Source organism: Burkholderia pyrrocinia, assembly GCF_018417535.1.
GTDB classification, from domain to species: Bacteria; Pseudomonadota; Gammaproteobacteria; order Burkholderiales; family Burkholderiaceae; genus Burkholderia; species Burkholderia pyrrocinia_E.
Window position 1 is genome coordinate 89,145 of the sequence record NZ_CP070977.1, and the last position, 22,822, is coordinate 111,966.

Genomic DNA, 22,822 nt, shown 5'->3' on the forward strand with positions numbered 1-22,822 from the left:
GTGAACGTAGCATGACGGTCTGATCGGCGCCAGCGCGGTTGCGCGGCGTCGCTTTCCGTTTCAAGTCCGGGCCGGAGGAGGGCTCAACCCGTGCAAATCGATATCCGTTTCGCCACCGTCGCCGACGTGCCGCTGATCCTGCGTTTCATTACCGAGCTGGCCGTCTACGAGAAGGCGGAGCACGAAGTGGTCGCGACGCCCGCGTCGCTCGAGCGCAGCCTGTTCGGCGAAGGGTCGCCGGCGCGCGCGCTGGTGTGCGAGGTCGACGGCGAGCCGGCCGGCTTCGCCGTGTATTTCTTCTCGTATTCGACGTGGCTCGCGCGGCAGGGGCTCTATCTCGAGGATCTGTACGTGTCGCCGCGCTTTCGCGGCGCGGGCGCCGGGCTGCGGCTGCTGAAGACGCTTGCGCGGATCGCGGTCGAATCGGGCTGCGGGCGATTCGAATGGAGCGTGCTCGACTGGAACGAGCCGGCGATCCGTTTCTACGAGAGCGTCGGCGCCGCGGCGCAGAGCGAATGGGTGCGTTACCGGCTCGCGGGCGACGAACTGCGCGCATTCGCAGACAGCGCGCCGGTGAGCGCCGCGTAAACGCAAAACGGGCGCCGCGCGGCGAACCGCGGGGCGCCCGTTCGCACTTCGTGCGTTAGGTGCGTTACTTGAGGCTACCCGACAGGAACCCGCGCAGGCGTTCGCTCTTCGGGTTGGCAAACACCTCGGCCGGCACGCCTTCTTCCTCGACGCGCCCCTGGTGCAGGAACATCACGTGGTTCGACACATTGCGCGCGAAACCCATCTCGTGCGTGACGACGATCATCGTGCGGCCTTCCTCTGCGAGCTTCTGCATCACCTTCAGCACTTCGCCGACGAGTTCCGGGTCGAGCGCCGATGTCGGCTCGTCGAACAGCATCACGTCCGGATGCATCGCGAGCGCACGCGCGATTGCGACGCGCTGCTGCTGGCCGCCCGACAGGTGCGACGGATACTGCTTCTCGACGCGCGGTGCGAGGCCGACCTTCTCGAGATACGCGCGCGCACGTTCCTCGGCTTCCTTCTTCGGGATGCCGAGCACGTTGACGGGCGCTTCCATCACGTTCTCGATCACGTTCATGTGCGACCAGAGATTGAAGTGCTGGAACACCATCGACAGCTTGGTGCGCACGCGCTGCAACTGCTTCGGATCGGCCGCGCGCAGCGCGCCGGCCTTGTCTAGGGCGGTGCGCACTTCCTCGCCGTCGACGAAGATGCGGCCCGCATTCGGCTGTTCGAGGAAGTTGATGCAGCGGAGCATCGTGCTCTTGCCGGAGCCCGACGAGCCGATCACGCTGATCACGTCGCCCGAGTTCGCCTTCAGCGACACGCCCTTGAGCACCTCGTTGTCGCCGTACCGCTTGTGCAGTTCGTCGACGAAAAGCTTCTGAGTCTGGGAATTCATCAATAGTCCTGCGAAAACTTACTTGCCTTGCGGGCGCAGATACGCGAGCCAGCGGCGCTCGGCCTGGCGGAACAGCCACACGAGCGCGAACGAGATCACGAGATAGAGCAGGGCGGCGATGCCGAACGCGTGGAACGACATGTAGGTGGCCGAGTTCACGTCGCGGGCGATCTTCAGGATGTCCGGCACGGTCGCGGTGAATGCGACCGTCGTCGCGTGCAGCATCAGGATCACTTCGTTGCTGTACAGCGGCAGCGCGCGGCGCAGCGCCGACGGCAGGATCACGCGGCGATACATCGTGAACGGCGTCATCCCGTACGCGCGCGCGGCCTCGATCTCGCCGTACGACGTCGCCTTGATCGCGCCCGCGAAGATCTCGGTGGTGTACGCGCAGGTATTCAGCGTGAACGCGAGCAGCGTGCAGTGCATCCCGTCGCGGAAGAACGCGTCGAGCATCGGCGTGCCGCGCACGGCCTGCAGGCTGTAGAGGCCCGTGTAGCAGAGCAGCAGCTGCACGTAGAGCGGCGTGCCGCGGAACACGTACGTATAGAGCCACACGGCGCTCGACAGCCACTTCTTCTTCGACACGCGCGCGACCGCGAGCGGCACCGACAGGCAGAAGCCGAGGCCGATCGACACGACGAGCAGCCACAGCGTGATCGCGACACCGGTGATGCGATAGCCGTCGGTGTAGAGATAGTTGCGCCAGTATTCTTGGATGAGTTCGATCATAGGTCAGCCTTGCGGACACCGGTCGAGTAGCGCTTCTCGAGCCACATCAGCACGAAGTTCGAGACCGTCGTGATGGCGAGGTAGACCGCTCCCGCGATCAGCGTGAAGAAGAAGAACCGCAGCGTGCCCTTGCCGGCGTCCTGCGACGCCTTCACGACGTCGGCCAGGCCGATGATCGACACGAGCGCGGTCGACTTCACGAGCACCTGCCAGTTGTTGCCGATGCCCGGCAGCGCGAAGCGCATCATCTGCGGGAACATGATCCGCGTGAACACCTGCCAGTTCGTCATCCCGTACGCGCTGCCGGCCTCGAGCTGGCCGCGCGGCACCGACAGGAACGCGCCGCGGAACGTCTCGGTGAAGTACGCGCCGTAGATGAAGCCGAGCACGAGCACGCCGGCGAGGAACGGGTCGATGTCGATCTGGTCCCAGCCGAGCGCGTCGGTCGCCATGTTCAGCCAGATCTGCAGGCTGTAGAACAGCAGCAGCATCAGCACGAGGTCGGGCACGCCGCGGATCAGCGTCGTGTAGACGGTGCCGGCGCCGTTCGTCACGCGGTTGCGCGACAGCTTCGCACCCGCGCCGAGCAGACCCAGCAGGAACGACAGCGCAAGCGAAAGCACCGCCAGTTTGACGGTTTGCCAGGTGCCTGCGAGGATCAGCGGGCCGTAACCTTGTAGAAACATATGTGGTCCCTGGTGTGGTCCCTGAGGGCGCACGCGGTGCGCCGCGAAAGACGCGTCCGCCAAGCTGCGCGGAACGCCCCGTACGTATCATGACCGTCCGCCCCGGCAACGGTGCCGGGCCAGCCCGTCGCGAGCGTCGGGCAAGGGGGCGGGCGGCGCGTGGTTGACTGCCTGTACTGCCCGGACGCGGGGCTGCCCCCGCATCCGATGCTTCTTCTTGACGGCGCTCAGCGGGCCGCAGCCGAGTAGACGCTGAACGAGAAATACTTGTGCGACAGCCGGTCGTACGTGCCGTCCTTGTGCATGTCGGCCAGCGCCTGGTTGATCTTGAGCTTCAGGGCCGTATCGTCCTTGCGCAGGCCGATCGCGGTGCCGTCGCCGATCGTCTTCGGATCCTTCACTTCCGGCCCGGCGAACGCGAAGCCCTTGCCGCGCGGCGTGCGCAGGAAGCCGTAGTCGGCCTGCAGTTCGTCCTGCAGCGTCGCGTCGAGGCGGCCCGAGCCGAGATCGGCATAGACCTGGTCCTGGTTCTGGTAAGGAATGATCGTCACGCCCTGCGGTTCCCAGTACGCCTTCGCGTAGGTTTCCTGCGTCGAGCCCTGCTCGACGCCGACACGCTTGCCCTTGAGCGACGCGACCGTCGGCAGCAGCGGCGAGCCGGTCTTCGCGATCATCCGCGCCGGTGCGTCGTACACCTTGTCGGAGAAGTCGATCTGCTCGCGGCGCTTGTCCGTGACGGTCAGCGACGACACGATGACGTCGTACTTCTTCGCCTTCAGCGCCGGGATGATCCCGTCGAGATCCTGCGCCACCCACACGCATTTCACGTTGATTCGCTTGCAGATTTCCTTGGTGAGATCGACGTCGAAACCGACGATCTCGCCGCTCGGCGCGGTCGACTCGAACGGCGGGTAGCTGGCATCGACGCCGATCCGCACGGTCTTCCACTCCTTCGCGAAGGCGCTGCCCGCCACGAGGGCGAGGGCGGCGCACAGGGCGGCCTTCTTCATTTCCATCCTTTTGTTGCTGACTTTCCGGGCGCGCGCGCGGCCGGTCGGACCGGGTGTCGCGGCGTATTCTAGACGGCCAAAATTCGCCGATCGGCGTTCTGGCGACGGCGGCCGCCGCACGGGCGAACGCCAAAAGGGCGGTATTTTACCCGAACGCGATACCCGGAAAACGGCAATCCGGCGCGATCGATCGATTCTTCGATTCGGCTGTTGCGGTAATCACGGTATTCGCAACGTGTATTGCATCAATTGCAGTCGTGGATGCAACGATCCGGTGCGCGGTCGATGGATTGTGGCGCGGTCGGCGCAACCTTACAGTTGGGACACACCAGAAACAACGTGTCTAACGGAGTGCCGCCCCATGTTCCAGATTCGTCGCGCCGCCGATCGCGACCAGCGCAGCCACGGCTGGCACGAATCCCATCACAGCTTTCCCCGCGCCGCCGGCCGTGGCGGCGCGATCGCGTTCGGCGCGCTGCGCGAACTGAACGAGGAGTGCATCGCGCCGACCCGCGGCTTCGGCATGCGTTCGTATCGCGACGCGGAAATCGTCACCTACGTGCTCGACGGCGCGCTTGCGTACCGCGACAGCCTCGGCAGCGGCGCGATCGTCCGCGCGGGCGGCGTGCAGCGCACGAGCGCCGGCGCGGGCATCATGCTGAGCGAAACCAACGCGTCGCGCGACCAGCCGCTGCGCCTGCTGCGGATCTGGCTCGCGCCGGCCGGGCCGGGCGGCCGGCCCGGCTATGTGCATACGCGCTTCGCCGACGACGACCGGCGCGGCCGGCTGCGGCTCGTCGCGTCGCCGGACGGCGGCGACGGCTCGCTGCCGGTGCACGCGGATGCACGAATCTTCGCGGGATGGATCGACGGGGACGAGCGGGCGACATTCGACGTGCCGGCCGGCCGCCGCGTCTACGCGCATGTGGCACGCGGCGACGTGGAGATCAACGGCCGCGCGCTGGCGGCGGGCGATGGCGCGGGCATCGGCGGCGTGGACGCGGTCACGTTCGCGCGCGGCCGGGCGGCCGAGGTGCTGCTGTTCGACGTCGCGTGAAACGAAAAAAGGGGACGCGGGCATCGGCCCGCGTCCCCTTCGGTGCCGCTCCGCGGAGCGGCTTGCCGGCTTACTGCGCCGGCGCCGACGCGCCCTTGGCCGCGCGATGCTGCTGCCAGCGTTCCTTCATCTTTTCGTGACGCTGCTGCATCTGCGCGAACTGCTGCTTGAGCGCCGTGCTCACCGTGGTCTTCTGCTGGTCGTTCAGCCCGTTGTAGAACGCGAGCCACGCGGTGGACGTCTGCTCGCGCAGTTGCGCGTTCTGCTGCTCGGCCTGCTGGCGCGCGGCGTGCATCGCGCCCAGGTCGAGGATCGGCTGGTTCTGCTGCGCCTTGAACTGCTCGCGCATCTGCTCGTGGCTCTTGCGCATCGCATCACGGTTCTGCTTCATCGTGTTGACGGCTGTCTGCCATTGCTGTTCCTGCGACGCGTTGAGCTTCAACTGGTCGTGCAGTTTCATGATTGCGCCGAACGGGCCGCCGTCATGCCCGTGCATCTCGTGCATGCCGGGGCCGCCCGGCGGCGGCATGTCGTTGGGCTGCGCGGCATGCGCGGTGCCGAATGCGAGAGCGAGCACAGTGGCGGCCGCGATGGCCACGCGGGAAGTCTTCTTATACATTTCAGAAACTCCTTGTATCCAGAGGGTCCGGCGATGCAGTCCGGGGAAAGCCGTGTACCGCATCCGGTAAGACGCAGGTTAGCGATGCGGGCCGCGGCCGGTGTTACGTGGGGCGGCGGCCCGGTTACCGCGCATTACAGTTCCCTTGCGCGGTAACCCGCAGTAACCCTTTCGTCCCTTTGTTTCATCCTTCGACTCCGCCCTCGCGCGGTAAACTTCAAGCCATGACTACCCAGATCCTCATCGTCGATGACGACCAAGAACTCCGAGACCTGCTGCGCGACTATCTCGTGCGCCAGGGGATGGAAGTGTCCGTGCTGCACGACGCGGCGACGCTCGAGAAGCGTCTCGAGCGCGAGCGGCCCGACCTGATCGTGCTGGACCTGATGATGCCGGGCGTGGACGGCCTGACCGCGCTGCGCCAGTTGCGCGCGGCCGGCGACGACATTCCCGTGATCATGCTGACCGCGCGTGCGGACGACGTCGACCGCATCGTTGGGCTCGAGCTCGGCGCGGACGACTACCTCGGCAAGCCGTTCAACCCGCGCGAACTGCTCGCGCGCGTGCAGGCCGTGCTGCGCCGCCGCCGCGCGACGCCGTCGGCGGCCGCGCCCGAACAGCGCGAGCCGTTCGCGTTCGGCCGCTTCATGCTCGACTTCCAGGCGCGCACGCTGTCGGTCGACGGCAAGCCGGCCACGCTGTCGAGCAGTGAATTCGCGCTGCTGAAGATCTTCGTGAACCATGCGCTGCGCACGCTCACGCGCGAGCGGCTGCTCGAGCTGCTGCACGGGCCCGAGTACGACGGCACCGACCGCGGCATCGACGTCCAGGTGTGGCGCCTGCGCCGTATCCTCGAAACGGATCCGTCGACGCCGCGCTTCATCCAGACGGTCCGCGGGCGCGGCTACGTGTTCGTGCCCGACGGCGAGGCCCATGCGCAAACCCATTGATTCGCTGTTCGGGCGGCTCGCGCTGCTCGTCGTTGGCGTCCTGCTCCTGTCGCACTTCGCGTGGTTTTTCGCGATGCGGCTCGAGCGCAACCAGATGCAGACCCGTTACGCGGTCGAGGAGGCCGCGTTCCTGGTCGACGCGGTGCGCCAGCACGTCGAGCGCACGCCCGACCAGCCGTTGCCGTCGCGCGTGCGGCTCGTGACGCCGGGCAGCGCCGACGAGCCGAACGGCGATCTGTCGAGCCTGCCGGCGGCGCTCAAGCGGTTCCGCGACGACGTGAGCGAGCGGATGCCGCCCGGCACGCGCGTCGAGATCGGCGCGCCGGGCCATCCGCCGGTGCTGTGGGTCAAGGAGCCGACCGACCGCAACTGGATCGTGGTGCCGGTGCAGCCGCTGCGGCCGCCGCGCTCGCTCGACCGGATGCTGTTGTGGCTCGGCACGATCTTTTCGGCCGGCGTGATCGCCGCGTTGTTCGCGGCCTGGCAGCTGCAGCAGCCGCTGCGCTCGCTGGCGCGCGCGGTCGCGCGCTTCGGCCGCGGGCAGCCGGTGCCGCCGCTGCGCGAGCGCGGCCCGCGCGAGCTGCGCCAGCTCACGCATGGCTTCAACCAGATGGTGGAACAGGTGTCGCAGGCCGAGAGCGACCGCGCGGTGATGCTGGCGGGCGTTGCGCACGACCTGCGCACGCCGCTTGCGCGGATGCGCCTGCGCGCGGAAATGATGGACGACGCGCGCTTGCGCGACGGCGTCGTGCGCGACGTCGACTCGATGTCGCACATCGTCGACCAGTTTCTGGTGTTTGCGCACGGCGGGTCCGACCGCAGCGAGCCGGTGCCGGTCGATCAGGCCTGCGAGCGGATCGCACGCAGCTATCGCGCGGTCGCGCCGAATGCGCCGACGGTCCAGACGCGGCTCGACGCCGATCCGGGCTTCCGGCTGCCGACAGCCACGCTCGACCGGATCCTGTCGAACCTGCTGGACAACGCGCATGCGTACGGCGCGCCGCCCGTGCTCGTCGAGACGGCGCGCACGCTGACCGGCTATGTGCTGTCGGTCAGCGACAGCGGCGGCGGGATTGCGCCGCGCGACCTCGCGGCCGCGACGCGGCCGTTCGTGCGGCTCGACCCCGCGCGCGGCGGGAACGGCCACAGCGGGCTCGGGCTCGCGATCGTCGAGCGGCTCGTGCTCAGGCTGGGCGGGGCGTGCGACATCGGCAACCGCCCCGAAGGCGGCCTGCGCGTCGCGATGACGTTCCCGTTCGAGGTCGTGCCGAAGGACGAACCCCACGCACAGGCCGCGTAAGCGGCTGCGGCGCCTGCCCGGGCCGGCAAGCGCCGCGCGGCGTCATTCGCCGAACAGCGTGCCGAGCGTCTCGGCCGCGTTGCTGTCGATCGTGTTGTAGGTCACGGTGGTGGCCTCGAAGATGTAGACGGTCGTATACCGGCCGAGGCGCTCCAGGATTTCCTCCTGCAGCGATTCCGGCACGACGTTCATGTTCAGGTACCACGCCGTCGACGACAGCCGCGTCTGGAACGACCCGTACTCCTGCATCAGTTCGTAGAACGCGTCGGCATCCTGATCGCGACAGACGATCACCAAGTTTCCTGCCATTCCCTTCCTCCCGCTCGTCGATCGATCCCCAGGGTCTGTTTACATATGGAGCGTGCATGCGTGGCCGCGAGAACGACCGCAACAGACCCTAGGGGCTAGCCCTGATCATACCCGCTTCGCCGTATCCGGCTGCTGATGCCCGGCACGGTTTGCATCCGCGTGCGGCGGGCGGGTTCACGGCCGGGCCGGATCACGGCATAATTCGGGCCTGCATGCCGGCCGAAGGACTGCTCCGTACCGCGCACCCGCCGTCCGCCCGCGGGCCGGCCACGATCCGTGCGCCGCCTGCGCCGTCCCCGGACGGTTGTACCTGAAATACAGGTTGGTGTAGTGTCGTGCCGTCGCGAGCCGGCTCGACCGGGCCGCCGGGGCGCAGCTTGCACGCACGGCGCATCGCGCCCGCGCGCGATCGTCAGTCAATCGAATTACCGCGCCCGTGCGCTTTGCCATGAATCAACATCGACTGCCGGCTTCGTTCGGCCTTACCGGGGAGGGCGCCTGATGGACGTCGGATTCTTCAATCCGAACCGGACCGCCAACGCGTCCGCGTGGCGCGTTCTGCCCAACCGGTGGGACTTCATCGCGTTTCCGCTGATCATCTGCCTGCTGGCGATGGCGATCGTCGGCTTTCACGAAACGATGGCGCCGATCGGCGTGCTGCAGACGCAGAAGATCTCGCTCGATCCGTCGAACCTGCCCGAATACGCGTTGCGTACCACGCTGCGGATGCTCGCGGCGATGGTCGCGTCGCTCGTGTTCACGCTCGTCTACGGCACGCTCGCGGCCAAGAGCCGTCGCGCGGGCATGGTGCTGATCCCGATCCTCGACATCCTGCAGTCGGTGCCGGTGCTCGGCTTTATCTCGTTTACGGTCACGTTCTTCCTCGCGCTGTTCCCGAGCCGCGTGCTCGGCGCCGAGCTCGCGGCGATCTTCGCGATCTTCACGAGCCAGGCGTGGAACATGACGTTCAGCTTCTACCAGTCGCTGCGCACGGTGCCGCGCGATCTCGACGAAGTGTCGCGGAGCTTCCACCTGACGTCCTGGCAGCGCTTCTGGAAGCTCGAGGTGCCGTTCTCGATGCCGGGCCTGATCTGGAACATGATGATGTCGATGTCGGGCGGCTGGTTCTTCGTCGTCGCGTCGGAAGCGATCACCGTCGGCAACCAGACGATCACGCTGCCGGGGATCGGTGCGTATCTCGCGCAGGCGATCTCGGACAAGAACCTCGGCGCGATCGGCTGGGTGATCCTCACGATGACGGTCGTGATCCTCGCGTACGACCAGTTCCTGTTCCGCCCGCTCGTCGCGTGGGCCGACAAGTTCCGGATGGAGAACACGAGCTCGGGCAACGCACCGGAGTCGTGGCTGCTCGACCTCGTGCGCCGCACGCGCCTGATCCATCAACTGCTCGTGCCGGCCGGCTGGTTCTTTGCCAAGGCCGCGCGGATTCCGCTGCGCCTGCCGCTGTCCGGCGCGATGCGCTTCACGCTGCCGCGCGTCGAGAAGAAGGCGTCGCGCACGGTCGACATCGCGTGGGCTACCCTCGTGCTGATCGGCACGGCCTATATCGTATGGCGCGTCATCAGCTTCGTTTCGACCGGCGTGACGATGGCCGAGGTCGGCCATGTGCTCACGCTCGGGCTCATCACGCTGCTGCGCGTGGTCGTGCTGATCGCGATCGCGTCGGTGATCTGGGTGCCGATCGGCGTGTGGGTCGGGCTGCGTCCCAGGCTGGCCGAGAAGCTGCAGCCGCTCGCGCAGTTCCTGGCCGCGTTCCCGGCGAACCTGCTGTTCCCGGTGTTCGTGATCGTGATCGCGCGCTTCCACCTGAACCCCGACATCTGGCTGTCGCCGCTGATCGTGCTCGGAACGCAGTGGTATATCCTGTTCAACGTGATCGCCGGCGCAACGTCCTATCCGAACGACTATCGCGAGGCTGCGACGAATTTCCGCATCCGCGGCTGGCAATGGTGGCGGCAGGCGATCCTGCCGGGCATCTTCCCGTACTACGTGACCGGCGCGATCACCGCGTCGGGCGGCGCATGGAACGCGAGCATCGTGTCGGAAGCCGTGCAGTGGGGCACGACCAAGATCGAGGCGCACGGCCTCGGCGCGTACATCGCGCAGACCACCGCCGCCGGCGATTTCCCGAAGATCATCCTGGGCATCGCCGTAATGTCCCTGTTCGTCACCCTGTTCAACCGCCTGCTGTGGCGCCCGCTGTATGCCTTCGCCGAAGCGAAGCTGCGGCTCGACTGAGACCGATTGAGAGCGAAACGCGATGCACAATCCGAATGCTGTAAACGCCCCCGTCCAGACGTCCCAGCCGCCGCGCCTCGGTGACGAAATCCTGCGCGTCGATCACGTCTGCCGCGGCTTCAACAAGACGCAGGGCGAGCTGCTCGTGCTCGACGACGCGAACCTGTCGCTGCGCGAAGGCGAGATCGTCGGGCTGCTCGGCCGTTCCGGCTCGGGCAAGTCGACGCTGCTGCGGATCATCGCCGGCCTGATCGAGCCGACCGGCGGTGAAGTGACCTATCTCGGCAAGCCGCTGAGCGGCCCGGCCGAAGGCGTCGCGATGGTGTTCCAGACCTTCGCGCTGTTCCCGTGGCTCACCGTGCTGCAGAACGTGGAGGCCGGCCTCGAAGCGCTCGGCGTCGGCGCGCGCGAGCGGCGCGAGCGCGCGCTCGCCGCGATCGACCTGATCGGTCTCGACGGCTTCGAGAACGCGTACCCGCGCGAGCTGTCGGGCGGCATGCGCCAGCGCGTGGGCTTTGCGCGCGCGCTCGTCGTCGACCCGACGATCCTGCTGATGGACGAGCCGTTCTCCGCGCTCGACGTGCTGACGGCCGAGACGCTGCGTACCGACTTGCTGGACCTGTGGACGCAGGGGCGGATGCCGATCAAGTCGGTGCTGATCGTCACGCACAACATCGAGGAAGCCGTGTTCATGTGCGACCGGATTCTCGTGCTGTCGTCGAATCCGGGCCGCGTGATCGCCGAGATCAAGGTGCCGTTCAAGCATCCGCGCAACCGGCTCGACCCGGCGTTCCGCAAGCTCGTCGACGATATCTACGCGAAGATGACGGCCCGCCAGACCGGCGAGGCGACGAAGAAGGGGCTCGAGCTCGGTAGCTGGCTGCCGCAGGTGTCGACCAACCTGATGGCCGGCCTGATCGAAACGCTCGCGATGGCGCCGTACCACGGCCGCGCGGACATGCCGGAAATCGCGCGTACGCTGCATCTGGAAGTCGACGATCTGTTCCCGATCGCCGAAGTGCTGCAGTACCTCGGATTCGCGGACGTGCGGGAAGGCGACGTGTTCCTGACGCCGCCGGGGCGCGTGTTCGCGGAATTCGGCACGCAGGAGCGCAAGCTGATGTTCGCGGATCACCTGCTGAAGCACGTGCCGCTCGCCGCACGGATCAAGAAGGTGCTGAACGAACGCCCGGGCCATCGTGCGCCGCGCGTGCGCTTCGAGCAGGAGCTCGAGGATTCCCTGTCGGACGGCGCGGCCGAGGAAACGCTCGACGCGGTGATCGACTGGGGCCGTTACGGCGAGATCTTCTCGTACAACGACCAGACCGAGATCTTCAGCCTCGAGGACGTCGAGTCCTGATCGCGACGCGCCGGGCCGTGCGGCCCGGTATTCGCGTGCGCCGCGCGCGATGCGCGGTGCATCGCCCCGTTACTGCAAATTCCCCCAGCGGTCGACAGCGGGTTCGGCCGACGCCCACTTCCAGTGCGTGCCTTGCTGGCACGCATTCGCGAAATACCAGTCGGCCTTGTCGCCGTCCTTCACCGAGAACGCGAATTCCTTGCACAGCGCGAGCGCCGACGAGTACGCGCGCGTGACGCGCACTTCACCTTCGCCGTTTTCCAGCGGCAGCGTGTTCTTCACCTTCCACGGCTTCACTTCGCCGACAGCCAGGCTGCCGGCCGCCTTCGCGATCGCGTCCTGCTGGTTCTGATGAAGCTGCTTCATCGTGCGATTGACGGCCTCGTCGGTCGCGGCCTGCACGGCAATTCCGACGCCGACGCCGACCGCCGGGTTTGCAGTGACGAGGCCCGTCGCCGCACCGGCGAGCGCGCCGCTCGCCGCGCCGACCGACCCGCAGCCCGACAGCGAGGCCGCCGCCGCGCAAAGCGTGCCGATCGCCGCGATACGGATCGCGACGCTCATTGCAGCGCGCCCCAGCGTTCGGTCGCGGGTTCGGCCGACGCCCATTTCCACACGGGGCCGTCGCGGCAGATGGTGGCGACGTAGAACGCCGATTGCGCGGCCTTGTCCGGCTTCGCGGGCGTGTCGACCGCAAACACGATTTCCTTGCAGTCGAGCGGACCGATGCTGATCATCCGGCTGACCGTTACGCGGCCCTGCTCGTCGTCCTCGATCGGGAACGAGTGGTGCGTCGACCACGGCGCGACACCGCCCACGTCGAGCGGGCCGGCCGCCTTCGCGATCTGATCCTGCGAGTAGCGGTGCGCGACGCGCTGCGTGTACTGGACGCCCGCACGCGCGCCGGCGACGGCGCCGAGGCCGATGCCCGTCGCGACGGCGGCGTTGTTGGTGACCTTGGAAGCGATCGCGGCGCCCGCGATACCGGCACCGGCTGTTGCGCCTTCGCTGTACAGCGAGTTGCAGCCGGACAGCAATGCGGCCGTGGCGAGCGCGGCCAGCACGACGCGCGCCGGCATGGCCCGGCGCGGCGATTCGAAACGAATGTTCATCCCTGAGTGCAAGTCCTGTCTGGGTGAGCGGCGACGCATGCACGCCCTCATGCCGCATCATTGTTTCGCAATTGTCATAGGAAAACTGCAAAGCTTTGACAAATCGCCGGACGGCATGCCGCGCGCGTACGCGCGGCGTTATTGTCGGATAGATGGTTGACGCGGGGTCGAAACGTTACAAATTGAAGGTAATTGTTACCTTGGCGTGCGAGGAACCGACCTAGACTGTTTTGTTATGGAATGTTTCTTCGACGGCTTCGAGCCGCGCCGCATATGAGACACCCAACCATGCGTCGTTCGAAACGGTCTTCGCACCGGCCACCCGACTCGGGGGCAGACCAACCGCGTCCGCGGACCGACGCACCCTCCGCACCGCCTGCCGGTGCGCCCGGCGAGACGCCGTCCGACGGCGATCACAACCAGGGCGGCGCCCGCCCGGAAGGGCTCGACTATCAACGCGACCTCGGCCAGGAGCAGGACGCTTGATCCCGTCGCCGCATTCCGCTGCCGCATTTCATCGCATTTCTCGGCACTGAATCGCCGCGCGGCCGCCTTCGGGCAGCCGCGTCCGCCTTGGCGCGCGCGGCGCGCCAGCCAATCGAATCGAGGAGGGGAAGCCGCATGAGCAGATTGATCGTGGTATCGAACCGTGTTGCCGCCGGCGAGGACACGCGCCCGAGCGCGGGCGGCCTGGCCGTCGGCGTGATGGATGCGCTGAAGGAAACCGGCGGCGTCTGGTTCGGCTGGAATGGCGAGATCGTCGGTGCGCCGGATGCCGAACCCGCAATCCAGCGGGACGGCAACGTGACCTATGCGACGGTCGGGCTGACCCGGCGCGACTACGATCAGTACTACCGCGGTTTCTCGAACGCGACGCTGTGGCCGGTGTTCCATTACCGCGGCGATCTCGCGCGCTTCGACCGGCAGGAGTACGCCGGTTATCTGCGCGTGAACGCGATGCTCGCGAAGCAGCTCGCCGCGCTGCTGCGGCCCGACGACCTGATCTGGGTTCACGACTACCATCTGCTGCCGTTCGCGCATTTCCTGCGCGAGCTCGGCGTGAAGAACCCGATCGGCTTCTTCCTGCACATCCCGTTCCCGTCGCCCGACATGCTGCGCCTCGTGCCGCCGCACGAGGAACTCGTGAAGTTCATGTGTGCGTACGACGTCGCGGGCTTCCAGACCGATGCCGACCAGCAGGCGTTCACCGACTACATCGAGCGGCGCGGGATCGGCGCGGCGAGCGACGACGGGATGCTGCACGCGCACGGCCGCGTCGTGAAGGTCGCCGCCTATCCGATCGGCGTGCATCCGGACGCGATCGCGCAGGCGGCCGTCCAGTACAGCACCCGCAAGCCGGTGAAGATGCTGCGCGAGGCGCTCGACGGCCGCAAGCTCGTGATGAGCGTCGACCGCCTCGATTATTCGAAGGGGCTCGTCGAGCGTTTCCAGTCGTTCGAGCGGATGCTCACGAACGCACCGGGCTGGCAGGGGCGCGTGTCGCTCGTGCAGATCGCGCCGCCGACGCGTTCCGACGTGCAGACCTACCAGGACATCCGCGAAACGCTCGAAGGCGAGGCCGGCCGCATCAACGGCCGCTTTGCGCAGCTCGACTGGACGCCGATCCAGTACCTGAACCGCAAGTACGAGCGCAACCTGCTGATGGCGTTCTTCCGGATGTCGCAGGTCGGCTACGTGACGCCGCTGCGCGACGGGATGAATCTTGTCGCGAAAGAATATGTCGCGTCGCAGGACCCGGCCGATCCGGGCGTGCTCGTGCTGTCGGAGTTCGCGGGCGCGGCGGCCGAGCTGACCGGTGCGCTGCTCGTGAATCCGTTCGACCTGTCGCAGATGGCCGAGGCGCTCGAGCGCGCGCTGTCGATGCCGCTCGCGGAGCGGCAGGCGCGTCACGAGGAGAATCTCGCGCGGCTGCGCGAGAACGACCTGTCGGTCTGGCGCGATACGTTCGTCGCCGACTTGCGCAGTGTCGCGGCGGCAGCGTCGGTCACGCAGCGCGCGGGCCGGCGGGTTGCGCATGCGTGAGTGCGCGCAGGGCGCCGAGGACGACGACGCCACCGGCCGTTTCTTCGTCGTGACCGGCGGCCCGGGCTCGGGCAAGAGCACGTTGCTCGACGCGCTCGAGCGCGCCGGTTTCGCGCGCTCGCAGGAGGCCGGGCGAGGCGTGATTCGCGACCAGGTGGCCGTCGACGGCCACGCGCTGCCGTGGCGCGACCCGGCCGCGTTCGCCGAGCTGATGCTGAGCTGGGAGATGCGCTCGTACCACCTCGCGCGGCACGCGCGCGGGCCCGTGTTCTTCGACCGCGGCGTGCCGGACGTGGTCGGCTACCTGCGGCTGACGGGGCTGGCGGTGCCCGCGCACGCGGAAGCCGCGGCGCGCCGTTTCCGCTATCACCGGCGCGTGTTCATCGCGCCGCCGTGGCCCGACATCTACACCAAGGACACCGAGCGCCGGCAGGATTTCGCGGAAGCCGTGCGCACCTACGACGCGATGGTCGATTGCTACACGTCGTACGGGTACCGGCTGATCGAATTGCCGCGCGTGAGCGTGAAGGCGCGCGTGCGCTTCGTGATGGACGCGCTCGACGCCGCATGACACGCGTGCGCTTCTACGTGTGCTGCGCGCGGCCGTGTCAGGTCGCTGCGTCCGGCGGCGGCGACGCGATGCGCAGCATGCTCACGACCGCGGCCACCGCCGCGAAGGCCGTGGCGACATAGAGTGCGATCGTCGGCCCGCGACCGGGCGCGAGCCCGAAAATCAGCGCGACCAGCGCGGCGCCGAGCGTCTGGCCCGTCAGTCGCGCGGTGCTCAGCATGCCGCCGGCGCCGCCGCTGCGCTCGCGCGGTGCCGACGACAGCATCGCGCGGTTGTTCGGCGACTGGAACAGCCCGAAGCCCGCACCGCACAGCGCCATCCGCCACACGATGTCGACGGTGCCCGGGTGCGCGCCGATCGTCGCGAGCGACAGCAGCCCGGCCGCGAACAGCGCGAGCCCGATCCCGCCGAGGATGCCGGCCGAATAGCGGTCCGACAGCACCCCCGCGAGCGGTGCGGCGAACACGATCACGAGCGGCCACGGCGTCATGTACAGGCCGGTCTCGACCTGCGAGAAACCGAGCGAATTCTGCAGCCAGAACGGCAGCGCGACGAATGCGAGCATCTGCGACGTGAACGACGCCATCGACGTATAGATCGACAGCGCGAACATCGGGATGCGCATCAGGTCGACGGGCAGGAGCGGTGCCGGCTGCGACAACTGGCGTTTCACGAAGAAGTAGCCGACGACGAATGCGATGGCCAGCTCGGCCGCGACGTACGCATGGCCTTCGCCGTGGCCGAGCCCGTCGACGGCCGTGATCAGCAGGCCGAACACGCACGCGTTCATCAGCGCGCTCGGGAAATCGTACGGTGCATCGTGCAGCGGGTTGGCCGGCAGCGCGCGCAGGCTGCCGAGTACCGCGGCGATGCCGATCGGCACGTTGACCGCGAACAGCCACGGCCACGACGCGAACGACAGGATCGCGGACGCGACCGTCGGCCCGATCGCCGACGACAGCGCGACCACCATCGCATTGATCGACAGCCCGCGCCCGAGCATCGACGACGGGTAGATCATCCGCACGAGCGCCGCGTTGACGCTCATGATGCCGGCCGCACCGAAGCCCTGGATCACGCGCATCACGGCCAGCATCGGCAGCGAGCCGGCGAGCGCGCAGCCGAGCGACGCCGCGGTGAAGAGGGCGAGCCCGGCGATGTAGATGCGGCGATAGCCGATGCGCTCGCCGAGCGACGCGAGCGGCAGCAGCGTGATCGTGACCGCGAGCTGATAGGCGTTGACGATCCAGATCGACGCGGCGTCGGATGCGTGCAGGTCGCGCGCGATGGTCGGCAGCGCGACGTTCGCGATGGCACCGTCGAGCACGGCGAGCGTGATGCCCAGTGCGACGCAGACGATCGCCCAGTAGCGTTGCGGAAGCGGCAGGCCGGTATCGGCGTTCATGGCGGGAGCGAAAGCGTGGTTGTCCGCGCGCCCGGTTGCCGGTTGCGTGCGCAACCATGCGAAAAGGGTGGAGGCGGCGATGAACTGCCCGGCCGGTGCGGCTGCGCCGGAGCGGGGCCGGTCGAGTGTATCACCGGGCCGCATTGCGCGACGCCGGCACGCGCGGCTGCCGGCCGGCGCGCGCACTCAGCCTTCGAAGTCGAGGCCGCCGAGCCGCACGAGCGGGTCGGCCTGCGTGCGCGATGCGAGATCGATGTCGCGCGCGCCCTGCCACGCGCCCAGCTTTTTCGGCAGTGCGGCCAGGTAGTGCTCGAAGCGCTGCGTGCCGTCCGGCTCCATCAGCCGCTCGATTTCGTCGGTGTCCCAGGTCAGTTCGAGATTCAGCGGATGCACGAAGCCGCTCACATGCTCGTGCGGCGCGCTGCGGATCTGCACGCGCGTCGGGTGCCCGTGCCCGCCGTACGGGACGACGTCGGTCAGCACGTGATCGGCGAAGAAGGCGGCGATTGCCTGCGCGATGCGCGGCGCGAATTCGGTATCGAAACGGCGGGCGGTTTCGGGCTGCATGAAGGCGTCTCCTGTGTGCCGAAAATCGTAGCACGGCGGCGATGCGTTTCGGTGTGCGCGATACGCGTAATGGCGCGTTACCACTTGCTGCATCTATTACGGCCACGTGCCGCCACAATGCATCGCATCCAGTACCACTTCACGTGGGAGTCCATCATGAAAAAGATTGCCGCAGTATGTGTCCTCGCCGGTTCGCTCGCCGTGGCGGGGCCGGCGTCCGCGCATGGCCGCGACGGTGGCGCCGTCATCGGTGCCTTGATCGGCGGCGCGGTGCTGGGCGCGATCGTGTCGTCCGCGATGAGTCCGCCCGTCGTGTATCAGGCACCCGCATACCAGGCACCGGCCTATCAGCCGCCGACGTACTATCAGGCGCCCGCGTACCAGCAGCCTGACTATCCGACCTATCAGCAGGCGCAGTACCAGGACGACAGCCCGAACTATTGCTACGACCGCTACCAGCGCGCGTATGTGTGCGGTGCGCCGGTGTCGCGCGGCTACGCGCAACCGGCCGGCTGGTAAGCGGGCGGGTGCGCGACGCGTGACCGGGTTCGGTGCCGGCTGGCCGGCACCCCAAAGTTCGCCTCGCCGGACCGGACGACAAAAGGCCCTCGCTTCACGCGAGGGCCTTTGTTTTTACGCGGCCGTCCGTTCGTCCGCATGACGCGCCGGCCATCAGCGGGCCGTGCGCGGATACAAACGGTTGCAATTGAGCGTCAGTGGCGATGGCCGCCGCCGTCGTCGCCGCGCCCGCCGCCATCGTTCCAGTCGCCGCGGCGTCCGCCGCCGCGTCCCCAGCCGTTGCCGCGGTTGCCGCGATCGCCGTCCCAGCGGTGGTAGTCGCGGCGGCCGCGATCCCAGTCGCGCCCGCCGCCACCGCCCCAGATGTTGACCGTGCCGTACACGGGGGAAGGGCCGTACGCGTAGCCGGGATCGGAATAGTAGGGCTGTCCGTAGCCGTAGCCGTATCCGGCGTCGGGAGCGACGACGCAGCCGGCCAGCAGGGTCGCGACGCCGGCGGCAGCAATGAGCTTCAGCATGATGTTCTCCGTTGGTTCTCCTATAAGTACCGCGCGCGGGGATTGCCGGCTGTTCGGAATTGTGTCGTGAAATTACAGCGTCGTAAGGTCTCGCGACGAAAGTGTTAGCATCCGGGGCTCATTTGTTTTTCAGGAGCACATCGATGAAATTCGCGATCCGGGCCGCGCTGGCCGCTTTCTGCGTCACGACTGCCGCCGCGTGCGTGGCGGGCCCCGCATCGGCGCCCGCCGTGCCGGCCGAGTCGATCAAGATGTTTCCGCAAGCAGCGGCCGGCCAGCAGCGCGTCGTGATCGCGCTGCCCGCGCTCGAGAACGAGGGCGATGCGCGCGTCGAGCTGATGATCGGCAAGACGCTGCAGACCGACTGCAACCAGCAGTGGTTCGGCGGTGAGCTGACCGCCGAGGACGTGAAGGGCTGGGGTTATACGTACTACCAGCTCACCGACGTGAAGGGGCCGGCGTCGACGCTGATGGCGTGCCCGGGCCAGGCGCCGCAGCAACGGTTCGTGCAGGTGCGCGGCGACGGCCAGCTGCTGCGCTACAACAGCCGCCTGCCGCTCGTCGTGTATGTGCCGGACGGCTTCGAGGTGCGCTATCGCGTGTGGCATGCGTCGAAGGACGTGCAGCGCGCGGCGAAGCAGTAACGTGCCGGCGCGCGCGGCTGTGGCGTCCTGCCGCTAGACGCCGCTCGCGCCGACGAGCGCCGGCCATGCGGCCAGCGCGGCTTGCGCGACCGCTTCCAGATCGCGACGGCTCGCGCCGTCGCGCGCCTGGATCGACATCCCCTGTTGAACCGTCACGTAGTACCGCGCGATCGCGTCGAGGTTCGCGTGCGCCGCGATCTCGCCGGTCGCGACACCTTGGCTGAGGCGCTCGCGCAGCGCTTCGACCGTGCGTTCGCGCATCGCGATCAGCGTTTGCCGGACGGTGTCGGAACGCTCGGCCGGGTGCAGCGCCGACAGCACGATCAGGCAGCCGGCCGGCTTCGACCGCCGCGTGAACACGCGCGCGGTATCCATCAGGTAGTTCCGCATGGCGTCGTGTGCGCTGCCGGCCTGTTCGACGCCATCCCAGATTTCCCGTCCCTCCGTTGCGCGGTAGTGCTCGAGCGCCTGCCGGAACAACGCTTCCTTGCTGCCGAACGCCGCATACAGGCTCGGTGACGCAATGCCCATCGCGGCTGTCAGGTCCGCCATCGACGCACCCTCGTAGCCGAGGCGCCAGAACACCTCCATCGCACTATCCAGTGCCGCTTCCTTGTCGAAGCTTCTCGGTCGGCCACGTTCAGCCATTGCATCCCTTCCTTCGTCGATATCTGTATCGATCGATAAAATAATTCAATTGACAGCGCCGCGCAACTTGCCACATTCTGTGTCGACCGTTATATAAATAAGGAAAGGAACGAACATGAATCGACTTCAGGGCAAGCGCGCACTGATCACGGGTGGCAGCCGCGGCATCGGCGCGGCCATTGCGAAACGGCTGGCGGCCGATGGCGCGGACGTCGCGATTACCTACGAAAAATCGGTCGAGCGGGCGGAGGCCGTCGTCGCCGGCATCGAGGCGCTGGGCCGTCGCGCGGTCGCGATCCAGGCTGACAGCGCCGATCCGGTTGCCGTGCGCAACGCGGTCGATCGTGCCGCGGAGGCGTTCGGCGGCCTCGACATCCTCGTCAACAACGCGGGGATCTTCCGCGCCGGCGCGCTGGACGACCTCACGCTCGACGATATCGACGCGACGCTGAACGTGAACGTGCGCGCGGTGATCGTCGCGTCGCAGGCGGCGGCGCGGCATCTCGGGGAGGGCGGGCGCATCGTGTCGACCGGCAGTTGCCTCGCGACGCGCGTGCCCGATGCGGGAATGAGCCTCTATGCGGCGAGCAAGGCCGCGCTGATCGGCTGGACGCAGGGGCTCGCGCGCGATCTCGGCTCGCGCGGCATCACGGTCAATATCGTGCATCCGGGGTCGACGGATACCGACATGAATCCGGCGGACGGCGAACATGCCGGTGCGCAGCGTTCGCGGATGGCGATTCCGCAGTACGGCAAGGCCGATGACGTGGCGGCGCTCGTTGCGTTCGTCGTCGGGCCGGAAGGGCGGTCGATCAACGGGACAGGGTTGACGATCGATGGCGGCGCGAACGCGTAAGGGCCGATGCCCGGCGTGATTTGGCCGGGCGCTGTTGCGTTCGTTATCGGCAGCCGAGCCGTTGATGCTCGGTTTCCAGGTCGGCCCGCTTGTCGTAAGCGCGCAGTTCGTTGCGCGGCTTGCCGTCCGGGCCGAATCCGCGCACGACCTTCTGGCCGCGGTCGGGTGCGTGCGTTACAGCGTCGATGCCGGCGGCCAGTTCCCTGCAGCGTGCGTCGGAGGACACGTTTTCCGGGCGCGGTGCCGCCGCGCTTGTGACGTTGGTGATGCCGGGGCTGACATAGCGCCGTTTCGCGGGCGCCGTGCCGGAGGCGGTGCCGGTATCGGCGGCGTTCGCCGTGCAGGTCAGGGCCGAAAGTGCGGCCACTGCCGCGATCGTTCGAATCATGGTCGGGTCCGTGGACATGCAAAGGTTCGGGATTCTACGCAATGGCCGGTGCGTGTCCGTGCCGATCGGGCAAAGTGCGATCGCATGTCGCATGTCATGGCGATGAATCGGAGAGGATCGCCAACGATTTGTGCGTGAAGCGCACAGCGCGGTCAGTTGGGCGAAGGCATTCATTTACAAAAACGCGACGCGTGCTTACGATGACGCCACCTCGGGCTCGCACGAAATCCTATGCGTACAGTCGATCGGGCGATGCTTGCCGCACTCTGCGTTGGCCTCGCCGCGTGTGGCGGCGGCGACAACAATGCTGCGCCGGCAACGCAGACCGTTGCGGGCACACCCGTATCCCCCGCCGAACCTGCCAGCGGGGCATCCGGCACGACGCCTTCAGCGACGAATCCCGCCAGCCCGGCGCCGGCGGCCAGTCCGGCCGGCACGACGCCCGGTGCAGCGCTCTCGCCAACCCCAAGCGCAAATCCTGTTCTCGTCGCTGACGTGACTGTCCTTCCAGCCGCCGACGGCAGCGATCAGGCCGATGCGCTGCAGAAGGCATTCGACAGCATGAAGGCCGGCCAGCGCCTGGTCATCTCGCCGGGCCGCTACGTCGTCGGGCATTCGCTCGCGGTGACCGTGCCTCAGGTGGTGATTTCAGGATACGGCGCGACGCTGGTGGCCACGAATCCGGCCGACCAGACGATCGTGATGAGCGGCACCGGTTCGACGCTCGTGGGCGTGACGCTGGCCGGCACCGGCACGACGCGGCTCGTGACCCGCGAGTCGACCAAGGTCGAGGTGACGGGTGCGGGCGTTCAGGTGCTCGGTGTGACGATTCAGGGTGGCGCCAGCGCCGGCATCATGGTTTACGGCGGCAGCAATGTCGCGATCGTTGGCAACACCGTGCGCGCAACGCTGGCCGACGGTATCCACACGACCTTCGGTTCGACCAACGTGCTGGTCCAGCAGAACACGGTGACGGGCACCGGCGACGATCTGATCGCTGTCGTCAGCTATCGGGACGACGCCCATCTCAGCAGCAACGTGTTGATCGACCATAATTCGGTGTCGGGCAACTACTGGGGACGCGGTATTTCGATCGTTGGCGGCCAGGCCGTGACGATCTCGAACAATACGGTCGACGGCGTGCAGAAGGCGGCGGGCATCCTGGTTGCGCAGGAGGACAGCTGGAATACGTTCAGTGCGTCCAACGTCGTCATCACCGGCAATGTCGTGACCAACATCCAGAACTCGAATGTGAACAACGGGTTGCAGCCGACGCAGCAGGCGGCGATCGAACTGGACACGGGGTCCGGTACGGTGTCGTACGTTTCCGCGACCGGCAACCGCGTGTCGGGCTCGGGTTATGCGGGCTTTCGGGCGCTGACCAATGTGTGCCTATTCAGCGTGACAGGCAACACGTTCTCGTCGATCGCTGGTTTGCCTGTGGCGCTGTTGTCGAGCGGTTGCGCCGCGGGCCAGATCGTCGTCGATGCGAACCGGCTGGGCGACGGCAGCGTGCTGGCACGGCCGTCGGGTGCGTCGGCGACAGGCACGTTTACCGTGACGGGCGCGGATGCGAGCCTGATGCCGCAGGTGCGGACGGGGTTGATGTGATGGCCGGTGGCCGGGATTCGGCGAGGGCGCGGGGGGCGGTCGCCTGACGGCGTTCTGCGTGCGCGGTTCAGGCAGGTCGAGTCCGACGATGTGTCGTGAACAAAAGGGGAGTGCGGGAAATTTCTGGTCCCCCCGACAGGAATCGAACCTGTATCTAGCGCTTAGGAGGCGCTTGTTCTATCCATTGAACTACGGGGAGCGGATAGTTTGAGCGGGATGGATCGAA

25 protein-coding genes, 1 tRNA gene and 1 pseudogene are annotated in these 22,822 nt (G+C 67.5%); 13 read left to right on the plus strand and 14 right to left on the minus strand.

What is annotated here, in order from left to right; all coding sequences use genetic code 11:
* Window positions 1-90: 90 nt before the first annotated feature.
* On the plus strand, window positions 91-588 hold the full coding sequence (locus JYG32_RS00410; protein WP_213264329.1) for a GNAT family N-acetyltransferase: 498 nt from the start codon (window positions 91-93) through the stop codon (window positions 586-588).
* Between the two features lie 64 nt (window positions 589-652).
* On the opposite strand, the gene JYG32_RS00415 is transcribed toward JYG32_RS00410, so the two are convergent.
* The 4 genes from JYG32_RS00415 to JYG32_RS00430 form a co-directional block, all read right to left on the minus strand.
* Complete coding sequence (locus JYG32_RS00415; RefSeq protein WP_213264330.1) at window positions 653-1,432, minus strand: ABC transporter ATP-binding protein; 780 nt, start codon at window positions 1,430-1,432, stop codon at window positions 653-655.
* Window positions 1,433-1,450: 18 nt separating this feature from the next.
* The gene (locus tag JYG32_RS00420; protein ID WP_174382801.1) at window positions 1,451-2,164 is read right to left on the minus strand and encodes an ABC transporter permease; all 714 of its coding nucleotides are present in this window, start codon (window positions 2,162-2,164) and stop codon (window positions 1,451-1,453) included.
* Entirely contained in the window at window positions 2,161-2,850 is a 690-nt protein-coding gene (locus JYG32_RS00425; protein ID WP_174382802.1) for an ABC transporter permease, read from the minus strand. The genes JYG32_RS00420 and JYG32_RS00425 overlap by 4 nt, the downstream gene beginning before the upstream one ends.
* Window positions 2,851-3,077: 227 nt before the next feature.
* Window positions 3,078-3,860: an ABC transporter substrate-binding protein gene (locus JYG32_RS00430; protein ID WP_174382803.1), complete on the minus strand. Its 783-nt coding sequence runs from the start codon at window positions 3,858-3,860 to the stop codon at window positions 3,078-3,080.
* 361 nt (window positions 3,861-4,221) lie between these two features.
* Here JYG32_RS00430 and JYG32_RS00435 point away from each other — a divergent pair, with 361 nt between their 5' ends.
* Complete coding sequence (locus JYG32_RS00435) at window positions 4,222-4,917, plus strand: pirin family protein (protein ID WP_213264331.1); 696 nt, start codon at window positions 4,222-4,224, stop codon at window positions 4,915-4,917.
* A 70-nt stretch (window positions 4,918-4,987) separates the two neighbouring features.
* On the opposite strand, the gene JYG32_RS00440 is transcribed toward JYG32_RS00435, so the two are convergent.
* A complete protein-coding gene (locus JYG32_RS00440) occupies window positions 4,988-5,536 on the minus strand; it encodes a periplasmic heavy metal sensor (RefSeq protein WP_174379897.1) in 549 nt (182 codons plus the stop codon).
* A 224-nt stretch (window positions 5,537-5,760) separates the two neighbouring features.
* Between JYG32_RS00440 and JYG32_RS00445 the strand changes: the two genes are divergently transcribed.
* Complete coding sequence (locus JYG32_RS00445; protein ID WP_114177755.1) at window positions 5,761-6,486, plus strand: response regulator; 726 nt, start codon at window positions 5,761-5,763, stop codon at window positions 6,484-6,486.
* Window positions 6,470-7,786 carry an ATP-binding protein gene (locus tag JYG32_RS00450; protein WP_213264332.1) on the plus strand — a complete coding sequence of 439 codons (1,317 nt, stop codon included), beginning with the start codon at window positions 6,470-6,472 and terminating at the stop codon, window positions 7,784-7,786. The genes JYG32_RS00445 and JYG32_RS00450 overlap by 17 nt, the downstream gene beginning before the upstream one ends.
* Window positions 7,787-7,828: 42 nt before the next feature.
* On the opposite strand, the gene JYG32_RS00455 is transcribed toward JYG32_RS00450, so the two are convergent.
* Window positions 7,829-8,095 carry a double-stranded DNA-specific endonuclease gene (locus JYG32_RS00455; protein ID WP_011545926.1) on the minus strand — a complete coding sequence of 89 codons (267 nt, stop codon included), beginning with the start codon at window positions 8,093-8,095 and terminating at the stop codon, window positions 7,829-7,831.
* Between the two features lie 501 nt (window positions 8,096-8,596).
* Between JYG32_RS00455 and JYG32_RS00460 the strand changes: the two genes are divergently transcribed.
* Window positions 8,597-10,354 (plus strand): ABC transporter permease, encoded by a 1,758-nt coding sequence (locus JYG32_RS00460; protein WP_213264333.1) that lies wholly within the window; start codon window positions 8,597-8,599, stop codon window positions 10,352-10,354.
* Window positions 10,355-10,376: 22 nt separating this feature from the next.
* Complete coding sequence (locus JYG32_RS00465) at window positions 10,377-11,714, plus strand: ABC transporter ATP-binding protein (RefSeq protein WP_174379900.1); 1,338 nt, start codon at window positions 10,377-10,379, stop codon at window positions 11,712-11,714.
* A 69-nt stretch (window positions 11,715-11,783) separates the two neighbouring features.
* On the opposite strand, the gene JYG32_RS00470 is transcribed toward JYG32_RS00465, so the two are convergent.
* Both JYG32_RS00470 and JYG32_RS00475 read right to left on the minus strand, forming a co-directional pair.
* Window positions 11,784-12,278 carry a hypothetical protein gene (locus tag JYG32_RS00470; RefSeq protein ID WP_174379901.1) on the minus strand — a complete coding sequence of 165 codons (495 nt, stop codon included), beginning with the start codon at window positions 12,276-12,278 and terminating at the stop codon, window positions 11,784-11,786.
* Window positions 12,275-12,826: a hypothetical protein gene (locus JYG32_RS00475; RefSeq protein WP_213264334.1), complete on the minus strand. Its 552-nt coding sequence runs from the start codon at window positions 12,824-12,826 to the stop codon at window positions 12,275-12,277. Before JYG32_RS00475 ends, JYG32_RS00470 begins: the two co-directional genes overlap by 4 nt.
* A gap of 288 nt (window positions 12,827-13,114) precedes the next feature.
* Between JYG32_RS00475 and JYG32_RS38790 the strand changes: the two genes are divergently transcribed.
* The 3 genes from JYG32_RS38790 (at window position 13,115) to JYG32_RS00485 (ending at window position 15,440) form a co-directional block, all read left to right on the plus strand.
* On the plus strand, window positions 13,115-13,312 hold the full coding sequence (locus JYG32_RS38790) for a hypothetical protein (protein ID WP_249744566.1): 198 nt from the start codon (window positions 13,115-13,117) through the stop codon (window positions 13,310-13,312).
* 135 nt (window positions 13,313-13,447) lie between these two features.
* Window positions 13,448-14,869 carry an alpha,alpha-trehalose-phosphate synthase (UDP-forming) gene (gene otsA, locus JYG32_RS00480; protein ID WP_213264335.1) on the plus strand — a complete coding sequence of 474 codons (1,422 nt, stop codon included), beginning with the start codon at window positions 13,448-13,450 and terminating at the stop codon, window positions 14,867-14,869.
* On the plus strand, window positions 14,862-15,440 hold the full coding sequence (locus tag JYG32_RS00485; protein WP_213264336.1) for an AAA family ATPase: 579 nt from the start codon (window positions 14,862-14,864) through the stop codon (window positions 15,438-15,440). The genes otsA and JYG32_RS00485 overlap by 8 nt, the downstream gene beginning before the upstream one ends.
* Before the next feature lie 37 nt (window positions 15,441-15,477).
* Here JYG32_RS00485 and JYG32_RS00490 read toward each other — a convergent pair whose 3' ends face one another.
* Window positions 15,478-16,845, minus strand: a complete 1,368-nt coding sequence (locus JYG32_RS00490; RefSeq protein WP_174379905.1) for an MFS transporter — start codon at window positions 16,843-16,845, stop codon at window positions 15,478-15,480.
* Window positions 16,846-17,031: 186 nt separating this feature from the next.
* Window positions 17,032-17,412: a DUF5594 family protein gene (locus JYG32_RS00495; protein WP_213264337.1), complete on the minus strand. Its 381-nt coding sequence runs from the start codon at window positions 17,410-17,412 to the stop codon at window positions 17,032-17,034.
* Window positions 17,413-17,529: 117 nt separating this feature from the next.
* Between JYG32_RS00495 and JYG32_RS00500 the strand changes: the two genes are divergently transcribed.
* Window positions 17,530-17,931, plus strand: a complete 402-nt coding sequence (locus tag JYG32_RS00500) for a hypothetical protein (RefSeq protein WP_213264338.1) — start codon at window positions 17,530-17,532, stop codon at window positions 17,929-17,931.
* A 194-nt stretch (window positions 17,932-18,125) separates the two neighbouring features.
* On the opposite strand, the gene JYG32_RS00505 is transcribed toward JYG32_RS00500, so the two are convergent.
* Window positions 18,126-18,449 (minus strand): hypothetical protein, encoded by a 324-nt coding sequence (locus tag JYG32_RS00505; protein WP_213264339.1) that lies wholly within the window; start codon window positions 18,447-18,449, stop codon window positions 18,126-18,128.
* A 143-nt stretch (window positions 18,450-18,592) separates the two neighbouring features.
* Here JYG32_RS00505 and eco point away from each other — a divergent pair, with 143 nt between their 5' ends.
* The gene (gene eco, locus JYG32_RS00510) at window positions 18,593-19,093 is read left to right on the plus strand and encodes a serine protease inhibitor ecotin (protein ID WP_213264340.1); all 501 of its coding nucleotides are present in this window, start codon (window positions 18,593-18,595) and stop codon (window positions 19,091-19,093) included.
* Window positions 19,094-19,126: 33 nt separating this feature from the next.
* Here eco and JYG32_RS00515 read toward each other — a convergent pair whose 3' ends face one another.
* A complete protein-coding gene (locus JYG32_RS00515; RefSeq protein ID WP_213264341.1) occupies window positions 19,127-19,741 on the minus strand; it encodes a TetR/AcrR family transcriptional regulator in 615 nt (204 codons plus the stop codon).
* Between the two features lie 115 nt (window positions 19,742-19,856).
* On the opposite strand from JYG32_RS00515, the gene JYG32_RS00520 reads away from it, so the two are divergent.
* Window positions 19,857-20,597, plus strand: coding sequence for an SDR family NAD(P)-dependent oxidoreductase (locus tag JYG32_RS00520; protein WP_213264342.1), 741 nt, complete (start codon window positions 19,857-19,859; stop codon window positions 20,595-20,597).
* 43 nt (window positions 20,598-20,640) lie between these two features.
* On the opposite strand, the gene JYG32_RS00525 is transcribed toward JYG32_RS00520, so the two are convergent.
* On the minus strand, window positions 20,641-20,985 hold the full coding sequence (locus tag JYG32_RS00525) for a hypothetical protein (protein WP_174379911.1): 345 nt from the start codon (window positions 20,983-20,985) through the stop codon (window positions 20,641-20,643).
* 402 nt (window positions 20,986-21,387) lie between these two features.
* Between JYG32_RS00525 and JYG32_RS00530 the strand changes: the two are divergent.
* Window positions 21,388-22,596, plus strand: a pseudogene (locus tag JYG32_RS00530) (right-handed parallel beta-helix repeat-containing protein); the annotation flags it as partial.
* 124 nt (window positions 22,597-22,720) lie between these two features.
* Here the strand turns inward: JYG32_RS00530 and JYG32_RS00535 are convergent.
* A tRNA-Arg gene (locus JYG32_RS00535) sits at window positions 22,721-22,795 on the minus strand.
* Window positions 22,796-22,822: the final 27 nt, after the last annotated feature.